An 11,932-nucleotide genomic window follows, 5' to 3' on the forward strand; every position below is an offset into this window, starting at 1 on the left:
TTCTTTGATCAATTTAGCGCTTTCTTATATACTAGAATTAAGGCAAAAGAGGTGGAGATCATGAAAAATATAAACTTCCCAATGCTTTTATTAGCTACTTTAGTTATACTAATGTTTGCTGGTATCGGTATTTCTATTGCATACCGAAATATCTGGCTTGTCCTATTATTTTTAATATTAGGTTTCGGTTTTATGGGTTACGGCATTGGATTAAAGAAAAAAAGCAAGTGACAACCTTGTCACTTGCTATGTCTGTAGAAGTCAACTTAGATTAACGGTAGCTTCGTTCCGCTTTTTTTATGCCTCTTCATTAAGCGCGTTCTTGTAGCTGGCTATTTCTATGTAGGCGCTCCATAGAAGAAATGTTTTTTCATTTCATCTGCACCGTCATTTTCTCGCTTCTTGTAAATAGCTTTCTAGTATTCTTTGATGAATCTTGGAATTACATGTAAAAACAGAGTTATTACCCAACATATTAATCTTCTCTCCATCTATGGTGGTCGTCATTCCTCCTACTTCATTAACGATTACCATCCCTGCAGCTAAGTCCCAGGGAGAGAGACTAAGTGTCAAATATCCATCTAAAATCCCTTCAGCCACAGAAGCAAATTCTAACGCTGCAGAACCATACGTTCTCGTACCTCTTACATCTTTCACTAATTGTTGCATGACCCTTTCATCAACTAAACGATTCTCGCATAACCAAAAGTGGTTTAACCCTATAATCGACTCATGAAAGTTAAGATTGTCATTTAATGCAGGGAGTTTCTTATTTCCTTTATATGCTCCTTCTCCACGTTTCGCACTATATAAAACATCTTCCATCACGTTATAAATGAACCCAATTTCACCGATACCATCCTGATATATTCCCACAGATATTGCAAAATTACGTTTTTGATGTACGAAATTCATCGTACCATCAATTGGATCAATAATCCAAACCGTTCCATCCATTGTATCAAGCTGATCTCCAAATCCTTCTTCACTTAAAATAAAATGGTCGGGAAATATTTGCTTGATATTACTAGTAAAAAAGGCTTCTATATCTCTATCCATTGTGGTTACTAGATCATTTGCATTTGATTTCGTATCAATGGTTAAAGGGTCATTCATATGAGCTCTAATCGTTTTACCAGCTTCCAATACCCATTCCAAAGCATGCTGAAAAATCGTTTCACGCACCTCTGTATTCATTTGTATACCCTCCAATATGTTCTGTATATCACCTATACTACCAAATTAATAATAGCAAGTCATTGGATTCGTACTTCTTTGACAGTACTTTATACATTGTTCATAGAAAGTGTCACATTGTTCTAAAGTGGGTTGGGCGAATATCTTTTAGATACCCTATATGCATCATTCTTTAAATGTAAGTTACTTACTAAAAAAGAACCTTCATTAAAGCAACGCTTTAATGAAGGTTTTATTTTATGCATGATCAATCTCTAACCATTGTCTTCTTAATTGTTTAAGTCGTTCCTTGCTTTTTATTATTCCAACAGTATCCTCGTTTTTCATAGCATCATAAAGCGTTACAAGTTCATAATCAATTTCCATACGAATAACAGGCAGCTTTTCCAGTGCTTCTTTACGACGTAATGCCTCCATCACGTACTTCAAATTGTACACAACCTTTCGATCGCTTTTAATATATTTATGAGCTCTCTTACAATTTGGTTCAATAATTCTTAAAAATCCGCGAATTATTGTATTACATTCCCCAAAAAATTGCTTGTTTAAACATTATTTTTATGCATTATGTTTTTAACTTGACTTCCGTATAACCATAATTAATAATTATTATAAATAATAATTAATTATCATCAAGAGAAAGGTTGATATAATGACGTTTAATGGCTTTAATAAAAGTGATTTTGATACATTCTTAATTAACGGGTTAGATGCTCGGATGGAAGCAATCCAAACAAGAATTCAACCTAAATTTCAGGAAATTGGTAATTACTTAGCAGATTATTTATCCATGGAATTAGGTAATGAAGTTTTTGTACATATTGCTAAACATGCTAGGAGGACGGTTAATCCTCCTAAAGATACTTGGTTAGCAATAGCTGATAATAAACGTGGATATAAAAAGCACCCTCACTTTCAAGTAGGCTTATTCGATGACCATGTTTTTATTTGGTTAGCATTAATTTATGAATTGGATCACAAAACGGAAATTGCCAATACCTTTATCGATAGCTATGACGAAATCAAGCAATTGCCGTCGAATTTTGTTGTTTCCCTTGATCATATGAAAAAGGAAGCGAAACAATTAAACGAACTTGAATTAAAAGATTTAGAACGATTCCGTGATGTTAAAAAGGCCGAATTTCTGATCGGTCAACATTTACCAAAGAATGATGCGCGAGTTTTTGATGGAGAAGCATTCCTTCATACTGCAAAGGAGACAATGAATCAATTACTACCATTTTATAATAAAGCGTTGAATAGTAAATAATATAGATAAAAGCAGCACAGAGATCGAAGTGTGCTGCTTTTTTTATCCAATAGAAATGCTCGTATCGTTGGAATTTCTAGCCTGTTTAACAACTTGAAAACTAGAATAACCAGAACCCTGTTCAAACGAACTAAATAATTTCTTTTCTTCACTTTTAGACGGTACAATTCTTTTAAATTCACGATATGCAGCTAGAAAGACATCACGATCTATCTTTTTTTCATACGCCTGTTCAACCAAGGAAAAAAATTGCACAACCTGAATAACTTCTTCTTTCGACCATGTTTCATCAATAGGATAATGATAATTCACTTATAACTCCTCCCTTCAAGATCATTTTTCCCTACGTTTAACGATCCACAAACAGCATTTTAATGATATCATGTTATCTCGTATTTGTTGACTCTTTTTGATCGTACGTAAGATCGACTTCAAGTAAGATGCTTATAAGGATGCATCGGTAAACTGAATCAATGAGGATTCATCCTATTGTATGACGGAGGAGGTTAGCAATACATTCACAAAAAATTGGGGGGTACTTGTATAGGATTGATAGATGAATCTCCAGAATCGTTACAAGTAATAAACGTATCATATGCAAATAAAGCTGCCGTTTCAAGTTGGACGGCAGCTTTATGATTACCTTATAGTTATTTATTTATTATTTCACGACAAGTCGGACAAGTACCGTATAGGGTAGTGACTTTTTCATCATCAAACTGTTCAATAACTTTTTGACAATCCTGACAAACAATGGTGCCCATCTGGCCCAACTCCTTTGTGATGATATTTTATGATAGCGTATTCACATTATAATATAACACATTGGAAAAATCAACCCTATTTAGTATGTCATATTTATTTTATTTGTTATTTGCATGGACCTGTCTCACTTGAAATGATCAAAATAAAAAACTAAGGCATGTGCTTGTTGTAAAGACATGCCTTAGTTTGTAGCGCTAATCAATTGTCTTAATTTGATGTGGGTCTACCATTTCATAACCTTTATCTCTTAACCCGTTTACGATATCTGCCAATGCTTTATTTGTCCATTCTCTATCATGCATTAACAGATTTGCACCAGGCTTTAATAGAGAATAGTCTATATCTACCTCTGGTCCTTCTCCTGTTATCATAGCATTGGTTAATTTTTCTACATTCATATATGGCTCAAAGTAATCATAGCCATACGTCCAATTCATTAGCACCATATTCTCTTCTTTCGCCACTTGTTTTGAATGATCGGTATTCATACCATGTGGTGCTCGAAAAAATTTTGGCCGTTCTCCGATGATTTCTTCTATTTGATCACTAACTTTTACAATCTCTTCTGTTTGCTCTTTTTCAGACAATGTTGTTAGATTCGCATGGCTATATGTATGGTTTCCGATTATAAAGCCCATCTCATGTATTTCTTTTAATTGTTTTTTTTGCTCAGGTGTTTCTAAAAAATGCCCATTGGCAAAGAAAATCGCCTGTACATTTAACTTTTTTAATGTTTTAGCCATTTCAACAGCATATTTATCTGGCACGTCATCAATCGTTAAAAGTACGACTTTTTCATTTATCCCTTCCTTCAAAGGTACAATGGTTGCATCATCTGAAACTTTATATTTCGGTTCTTCCTTTTTTTCAGTTGGCTTTGATTCAGTATCCTGTTGATTCGGTTGTTGTTCTCTCTCTTCTCCAGATGTTTGTTCCGGTGTTTGGTTTTCATTTTCAGATTGCTTTTCGCTGACAGGTTGAGCACTTTCCCCACAAGCAGCTAGCACTAAGATCAACATTAGAATAGTAATTACTTTTTTCAAGCTACCCCTCCCCACTTACCATTCATTCTATCAAGTCTATTATAAGTTCCTGGAAATTAACTGGCAATACAAATTTAAACAAAAAAAGACAATTGTTTAAACTCGCTCTAGAATGGGTAGTAAAATAAATAGTATGATATTTCTATGCCTCGGGAATAGTAAAAACAAGCGTTGAGATTTGAACAAATTATTTCATTATGTTTTAATACAATAAGTGTGCCTACATATATAATGCCTGAAAATAATTAAAGAAAGGATAATTTATGTGAAAAAAGTAACACGAGTCTTTTATATTTCTGCATTTATAGCAGTACTATTTATTATTTGGGGGATCATCCCTAAAGATGTATGGCCAAATGCAAATTTAGATAATGTAACCACGATTGTTCAAGGTTTTTTGGTAGATAAATTTGGCTGGTTTTATTTAATTAGTGCAACTGCATTTGTCATTTTTGCAATCTATCTTATTTTTTCCAAATATGGAAATATTAAATTAGGTAAGCCTGGTGATAAGCCAGAATATAGTTATTTAACTTGGTTTGCTATGTTATTCAGTGCTGGTATGGGAATTGGACTTGTGTTCTGGGGGGCCGCAGAACCATTATCTCACTTCCATACTCCTCCGTATGGAGATGCTGAAACGAATGAGGCAGCTAAAACAGCAATGCAATATAGCTTCTTTCATTGGGGTCTCCATCCATGGGCTATCTACGCAACGATCGCTTTAGCACTAGCTTACTTCAAATTCCGTAAACAGGCACCTGGTGTTGTAAGTGCAATCCTTGAGCCATTGTTTGGTGATCGAATCAAGGGTACATGGGGAACGGTTGTTGATTTCATCGTTGTATTTGCTACTATTTTCGGCGTCTCAACCTCACTTGGTTTAGGTGCCATTCAAATAAGTGGTGGTTTATCCTTTGTAACAGGAATGGAATCAACGATCACTTTACAACTAATTATTATTGCTATTGTTACCGTTCTATATATGACATCGGCAATGACCGGTCTTAATAGAGGAATAAAGTATTTAAGTAATACCAATCTTATATTAGCTTTCTTACTTCTAGTATTTGTTCTTATTCTTGGACCGACGAACTTTATTATGAACTTTTTTACAACGTCTTTCGGAAGCTACCTACAAAACTTGCCTAGTATGAGTTTACGTATGACTCCGTTTAGCGAAGATAATGCTGGATGGATTAATGGTTGGACTATATTCTATTGGGCATGGTGGATTGCATGGGCACCATTTGTTGGTACGTTTATTGCCCGGGTCTCTAGAGGTAGAACAATTCGTGAATTTGTTTTAGGTGTACTACTTGTACCAACAATCTTTGGTGCGCTTTGGTTCGCAGTCTTTGGAGGTTCAGCTATTCACCTGGAAAGCTTTGAAGGCGTCAATATTATGCAACATATTAATAATACTGGTGAGGAAGTAGCATTGTTTGCCTTATTAGAGAATTTCCCAATTGGCGGATTTATTTCTATTATAGCGATCTTGCTTATTTGCACTTTCTTTATCACATCGGCTGACTCAGCGACTTTCGTATTAGGAATGCAAACGACTGGCGGTAGCTTGTATCCACCGAATTCGGTTAAGTTTGTATGGGGAGTCATTCAATCAGGTGCAGCAGCAGTGTTACTTTGGCAAGGAGGATTAAATGCATTGCAGACGGCATCTATTATTGCAGCATTTCCATTTGCGATTATCATGATACTTGTCGTATTCTCCTTGATTAAATCATTTAAACAAGAGGCCAAAGAGGTGGACTTAAGTAGTAGAAGAAAAGGTTAGAGCTCATTTGCTCTAACCTTTTTTACAGTTCATAACTTTTCATTTGTAACTATATTACTAATCCAACATAACTATTTCAAACCATTAACAGTTCTATAACATCCCGACTTTGCACGCATCTTTTTGTTAAACTATGAGTATACACTGATAATTAGCAGGAAGGTGAGTAAAATTAAACGCGCAATCATCCCTCTAATTAGCATAATGATTTTGCTACTAAGTGCCTGTCAATCGTCACCAATGATTGACGTTATTACTTTTCAGCCAAAAGAATATGATGTTATGTTTCTTACTGATAAAACAAATAGTGCGTTAGAAAATATCTATTATGATGCAATTATCGAAGTGAAGGCAGAATATCCGCATGCTTTTAGTGAAGTACAAACAAACGAAACAACGATAGAAGATATAGAAAATGTAACGGAGCAAGAAACACCTGCATTATTAATTACCAAAGATGGTAGAACAATTGAAAGCCTATCTGGTGAGATGGAGAAAGATGAAATCAAGGAAAAGCTTGAAGGGATTATAAAGTAATTTTTTAACCGCTAGGCAGTCTTCTTCTTTGTACCGCAAACGTCTTCTCATAAGGGATTACTATCCGGCTAACTAGGGATAATAAGTCTACGCACGTATTTTTATATAAAAAAACAATGGCCATTATAAGCCATTGTTTTTTTATGTAAAATAAGTCCTTTTACAAATAAAAGCCCGAATATTGACTTAAACATCAATATCCGGACTAATTTTCATTATGCTACACTAGACGATTACTAGCTTACATCATGTGAATAGGAGTACCTAACGCAACTTCCGCAGCTTCCATTGTAATTTCTCCTAAGCTAGGATGTGCATGAATGGTAAGCGCGATGTCCTCAGCAGTCATCCCTGCTTCAATTGCTAAGCCGATTTCAGCAATCATATCGCTCGCATTTGGACCTGCAATTTGGGCACCAATAACGAGTCCATCGTCTTTGCGTGTGATCAGCTTCATGAAACCATCACTATCATTTAATGAAAGTGCACGACCGTTTGCAGCAAATGGGAATTTAGCTGCTTTTACGTCATATCCAGCATCCTTAGCTTCTTGTTCTGTATATCCAACTGTCGCTAATTCAGGATCAGAGAATACTACTGCTGGCATACCTACGTAGTCGATTTCTGCTTTCTCTCCACTAATTGCTTCAGCAGCAACCTTTCCTTCATAAGAAGCTTTATGAGCTAGTGGCATACCTTCTACGATATCGCCAATTGCATAGATATTTTCTACGTTTGTACGGCATTGTTTATCGATTTTAATTAATCCACGGTCATCTTTTTCAATACCAACTTGTTCTAGACCAAGTTCTTCCGTATTAGGACGACGACCAACTGTTACTAATACATAATCAGCTTCAATTGTTTCTTCTTTACCGTTTACTTCATAAGAAACTTTTACGCCGTCTTTTGATTCTTCTACACCTTTTGCCATTGCTTCCGTGATGATGTTAACACCTTTGTTTTTCAGACGCTTCTTAACAACTTGTTTCATTTGCTTTTCGAATCCGCCAAGAATATCTTTTGTTCCTTCAAGAACTGTTACCTCCGTACCGAAATTAGCGTATGCAGTTCCTAATTCAGTACCAATATATCCTCCACCGATAACAACCATTTTTCCAGGAATCTCTTTTAGATTTAATGCTCCTGTAGAATCAAGTACACGGTCAGAGAACTTAAAGCTAGGGATTTCAATTGGTGTAGAACCCGTTGCAATAATACAGTTGTTAAAAGTATAGGTTTGAGAGTTTTTATCATCCATAATTTTAACCGTTTTATTATCAACGAAATAAACTTCACCTTTTACAATATCGACTTTGTTTCCTTTTAATAAACCTTCTACGCCGGAAGTTAGCTTTTTAACTACGCTTCCTTTCCATTCTTGAACCTTAGTGAAATCTACAGTAACATTTTCGGTTTTTATTCCAAGTTCTTCATTACCGTGAGCATGTTCTGTTAAATGTCCAGCTTGAATTAACGCTTTGGATGGAATACATCCAACATTTAAACAAACTCCCCCAAGTGCTCCTTTATCTACAATTGTTACTTTTTGTCCTAGTTGTGCAGCACGAATAGCGGCTACATAACCACCAGGTCCAGCTCCAACAACAAGTGTATCTACTTCAATTGGGAAATCTCCTACTACCATAAACCTACGCCTCCATCATAATTAATTGTGGATCGCTTAATAATCGCTTGATTTGATTTAGAGCTAACTGTGCAGTAGCACCATCAACAATACGATGATCAAAGCTTAATGATAATGCGAGTACCGGTGCAATTACAATCTCTCCATCGCGAACAATTGGCTTCTCTGCGATACGGCCAATTCCTAAAATAACAGCTTCAGGATAATTTAATACTGGTGTAAACCATTGGCCACCTGCAGATCCAATATTTGTAATTGTATTGGAAGCACCCTTCATCTCTTCAGGTGATAGTTTACCACTTCTAGCTTTATCTGCCAATTCATTAATTTCTTGAGAAATTGCAAAAATCGATTTACGATCAGCATTTTTAACTACTGGGACAAGTAGTCCTTTGTCTGTGTCAGCAGCAATTCCAATGTTATAATAATGCTTGTGAATAATTTCGTTTGTTTCATCATCCACTGCAGCATTTAAAATCGGGAATTTCTTAGAAGCTGATACTAGCGCTTTAGCTACATATGGCAAATAGGTTAATTTAATTTCTTGTTCTGCAGCTACTGCTTTAAATTTCTTACGATGTGCAACAAGATCCGTTACATCAACTTCATCTAAGAGTGTAACATGAGGTGCTTTTGTTTTCGAATTAACCATTGCTTTTGCAATTGATTTACGAATGCCACTCATTGCTTCACGAGATTCAGGGAAATCACCTTCTGATACAGGCGCAGTCGTCCCTTTCTTAGGTTCTGCTTTTTCCTCAGTCGCTTCAGATGTTTCCGTAGTTGCTTGGCCACCATTTTTAAAGCTATCGATATCCTCTTTTAGAATACGACCATTTTTACCCGAACCAGTAACTTCTGAAATATTCACCTCATTGTCTCGTGCATATTTTCTTACAGATGGCATAGCAATAACGCGTTTATTATCACCAGAATCACTTGCTGGTTGTGATTTTTCCTCTACTTGCTTGTCTTCAGATTTAGAAGCTTCTTCTTTTTCAGCTTCCTTATCGTCTTGAGCCTCTTCTTCATCATCATTCGATTCATAACCTTCTGCATCGAATGTAATAATAGTGTCTCCTACGACTGCAACAGTGCCTTCTTCCACATGTACTTTTTCTACGGTGCCATCAACTGGAGATGGGATTTCCACGACTGCTTTATCGTTTTGGACTTCACACAATACATCATCTTCTTTGATTTCGTCGCCTTCTTTAACAAACCATTTAACAATTTCGCCTTCGTGAATTCCTTCACCGATGTCTGGCAACTTAAAATTAAATGCCATACGAATGACCTCCTATCTTCTTAATTAAAAGTTTATTACTTGATCCACTTTCTCAATGATGTCTTGATGGTTTGGTAACCATACTTCTTCTGCTGCTGAGAATGAATAAACCGTATCTGGCGCTGTAACACGTAATACAGGAGCTTCCAAGTGTAAGATGGCACGCTCTTGTATTTCAGAAATCACATTAGCAGCTATCCCAGCTTGGCGTTGAGCTTCTTGAACTACAACAACACGATTTGTTTTCTTAACCGATTCGATAATTGTGTCCACATCTAATGGAGATACTGTACGTAAGTCAACAACTTCTGCACTTACTCCTTTTTCTTCCAGTTCTTCTGCTGCTTTTAGTGAAGCATGAACCATTGCACCATAAGAGATAAGCGTTACATCCGTACCCTCACGTTTAACCTCTGCTTTTCCTAGCTCAATGGTATAATCTTCTTCTGGCACTTCCCCACGGAAAGAACGATAAAGTTTCATATGTTCTAGGAATAATACTGGATCGTTATCACGAATAGCAGAGATAAGCAATCCTTTTGCATCATATGGTGATGAAGGAATAACTACTTTTATTCCTGGTTGCTGAGCAATTAATCCTTCTAATGAATCAGCATGAAGTTCTGGTGTATGAACACCACCACCAAAAGGTGAACGAATCGTGATTGGAGAATGGTGTGAACCTCCAGAACGGTAACGCATACGAGCCATTTGTCCACTAATGGAATCCATTACTTCATAAACGAAGCCGAAGAATTGAATTTCCGGTACTGGTCGATAGCCTTGTAATCCAAGACCGATAGAAAGACCACCGATGCCAGATTCAGCTAAGGGCGTATCAAATACACGCTCTTCACCGAATTCATCTTGCAGTCCTTCAGTAGCACGGAATACGCCACCATTTTGACCAACGTCTTCCCCAAATACAAGCACATTTTCATCATTTTTTAATTCCGTGCGCAATGCGTCTGTGATGGCTTGAATCATTGTCATTTGTGCCATGATTTACTTCGACTCCTTTTCTTTATATTCTTCCATTTGTTCTTGCAAGTGAGATGGAAGTTCTTCAAACATGTTGCCAATGAAATCCGTTACTTTTTGTTTTGGATATTCATCCGCTTGTTTTATTGCTTTTTTGATTTCATCTTTTGCTTCTTCAATAACTTTGTTTTCGTCTTCTTCAGACCATAGATCTTTCTCTTCTAAGAATTTACGGAAACGAACAAGTGGGTCTTTTTTCTCCCATTCATTGTCAAGGTCATCCGTACGGTAACGAGTAGGATCATCACCAGCCATTGTATGAGGTCCATAACGATACGTTAACGTTTCAATTAGCATTGGGCCTTCCCCGTTAATTGCGCGTTCACGGGCAGCTTTTGTAACAGCATAAACAGCAAGTACATCCATTCCGTCAACTTGTACTCCTTCAATACCAGCCGCTACAGCTTTTTGAGCCAAAGTCTTAGCATTTGTTTGTTTTTCAACTGGTACAGAAATCGCAAAGTAGTTATTTTGAACAAAGAAAAGTGCTGGTGCTTTATATGCACCTGCAAAGTTGATTCCTTCATAAAAATCTCCTTGCGAAGTACCACCGTCACCAGTATAAGTTACAGCTACAGCCTTTTTGCCGCGTTTTTTAATTCCTAATGCTACACCGGCGGTTTGTACGTACTGTGCTCCAATAATAATCTGTGGACTTACTGCATGAACACCCTCAGGCATTTGGTTCCCATGGAAATGACCTCTTGAGAATAGGAATGCTTGGTATAATGGAAGTCCCTGCCAAATTAGCTGTGGAACATCACGATATCCAGGTAATAAGAAGTCCTCTTCTTCAAGTGCGAACTGACTTCCTAATTGAGAAGCTTCTTGACCTGCTGTAGGTGCATAAAACCCTAGACGTCCTTGTCTATTTAGAGCAATAGAGCGCTGGTCCAATACGCGTGTGTAAACCATTCGGCGCATAAGCTCTTTTAATTCGTCATCTGAAAGATCGGGCATATCATCTTTATTGACAATCTTTCCATCTTCGTTAAGAATTTGGAACATTTCGAACTGACTTTCAACACTTTCTAGTACGTGTTTCAAAATAGTTCACCTCTTCCTTTCTTTATATCCTTAATAGTATTGTCATTTCTAGCCTACCCAAAATAAGAAAAAAATCTGTACTTTTTGCTCTTACCCTATGTTCCCTTTTTTATTTGCTATTAATCAAAAAATGATGTATATAAACTGTTACATAAATAAAGCAAAAATCACTAGTACAATTTCTTTTCATGTAAATTCTAGCTTAATTATTTCTATTGGTCAAACACTTTGTTCTCATTTACTTATTTTAATTTGAACGAGGCTTGGCTAACAAAATATGTTGCTTCTTATTATTCTGTTA

The 11,932-nt window shown here is 36.4% G+C and carries 13 protein-coding genes; 4 read left to right on the forward strand and 9 right to left on the reverse strand.

Annotation, left to right across the window (positions count from 1 at the left end):
- Positions 1–60 precede the first annotated feature (60 nt).
- Positions 61–231: a DUF5325 family protein gene (locus M948_RS43485; RefSeq protein WP_021291713.1), complete on the forward strand. Its 171-nt coding sequence runs from the start codon at positions 61–63 to the stop codon at positions 229–231.
- A 156-nt stretch (positions 232–387) separates the two neighbouring features.
- Here M948_RS43485 and M948_RS37685 read toward each other — a convergent pair whose 3' ends face one another.
- Together M948_RS37685 and M948_RS37690 are read right to left on the reverse strand one after the other, a co-directional pair.
- Positions 388–1,197, reverse strand: a complete 810-nt coding sequence (locus M948_RS37685; RefSeq protein ID WP_021291714.1) for an inositol monophosphatase family protein — start codon at positions 1,195–1,197, stop codon at positions 388–390.
- Between the two features lie 237 nt (positions 1,198–1,434).
- Positions 1,435–1,626: a hypothetical protein gene (locus M948_RS37690; RefSeq protein ID WP_021291715.1), complete on the reverse strand. Its 192-nt coding sequence runs from the start codon at positions 1,624–1,626 to the stop codon at positions 1,435–1,437.
- A 223-nt stretch (positions 1,627–1,849) separates the two neighbouring features.
- Between M948_RS37690 and M948_RS37695 the strand changes: the two genes are divergently transcribed.
- Entirely contained in the window at positions 1,850–2,467 is a 618-nt protein-coding gene (locus M948_RS37695) for a YktB family protein (protein ID WP_021291716.1), read from the forward strand.
- Positions 2,468–2,509: 42 nt separating this feature from the next.
- Here the strand turns inward: M948_RS37695 and M948_RS37700 are convergent, their stop codons facing one another.
- From M948_RS37700 to M948_RS37705, 3 genes are all read right to left on the reverse strand, one after another.
- Positions 2,510–2,779, reverse strand: a complete 270-nt coding sequence (locus tag M948_RS37700) for a UPF0223 family protein (protein WP_021291717.1) — start codon at positions 2,777–2,779, stop codon at positions 2,510–2,512.
- A 338-nt stretch (positions 2,780–3,117) separates the two neighbouring features.
- Entirely contained in the window at positions 3,118–3,231 is a 114-nt protein-coding gene (locus M948_RS42935; protein WP_021291719.1) for a GapA-binding peptide SR1P, read from the reverse strand.
- 195 nt (positions 3,232–3,426) lie between these two features.
- Entirely contained in the window at positions 3,427–4,275 is an 849-nt protein-coding gene (locus M948_RS37705) for a polysaccharide deacetylase family protein (protein WP_021291720.1), read from the reverse strand.
- A gap of 265 nt (positions 4,276–4,540) precedes the next feature.
- On the opposite strand from M948_RS37705, the gene M948_RS37710 reads away from it, so the two are divergent.
- A complete protein-coding gene (locus M948_RS37710) occupies positions 4,541–6,070 on the forward strand; it encodes a glycine betaine uptake BCCT transporter (protein ID WP_021291721.1) in 1,530 nt (509 codons plus the stop codon).
- 162 nt (positions 6,071–6,232) lie between these two features.
- Positions 6,233–6,607: a hypothetical protein gene (locus M948_RS37715; protein ID WP_021291722.1), complete on the forward strand. Its 375-nt coding sequence runs from the start codon at positions 6,233–6,235 to the stop codon at positions 6,605–6,607.
- A gap of 241 nt (positions 6,608–6,848) precedes the next feature.
- Here M948_RS37715 and lpdA read toward each other — a convergent pair whose 3' ends face one another.
- The 4 genes from lpdA to pdhA are packed head-to-tail and all read right to left on the reverse strand — an operon-like array spanning position 6,849 to position 11,592.
- A complete protein-coding gene (gene lpdA / locus M948_RS37720) occupies positions 6,849–8,255 on the reverse strand; it encodes a dihydrolipoyl dehydrogenase (protein WP_021291723.1) in 1,407 nt (468 codons plus the stop codon).
- A gap of 4 nt (positions 8,256–8,259) precedes the next feature.
- Positions 8,260–9,543, reverse strand: coding sequence for a dihydrolipoamide acetyltransferase family protein (locus M948_RS37725; protein WP_021291724.1), 1,284 nt, complete (start codon positions 9,541–9,543; stop codon positions 8,260–8,262).
- Positions 9,544–9,567: 24 nt separating this feature from the next.
- Positions 9,568–10,545 (reverse strand): alpha-ketoacid dehydrogenase subunit beta, encoded by a 978-nt coding sequence (locus M948_RS37730; RefSeq protein WP_021291725.1) that lies wholly within the window; start codon positions 10,543–10,545, stop codon positions 9,568–9,570.
- A gap of 3 nt (positions 10,546–10,548) precedes the next feature.
- Positions 10,549–11,592, reverse strand: coding sequence for a pyruvate dehydrogenase (acetyl-transferring) E1 component subunit alpha (gene pdhA, locus M948_RS37735; protein WP_231378701.1), 1,044 nt, complete (start codon positions 11,590–11,592; stop codon positions 10,549–10,551).
- Positions 11,593–11,932 lie beyond the last annotated feature (340 nt).

Origin of the sequence: Virgibacillus sp. CM-4, assembly GCF_000445495.1 — a bacterium.
Lineage (GTDB): Bacteria > Bacillota > Bacilli > Bacillales > Amphibacillaceae > Virgibacillus > Virgibacillus salexigens.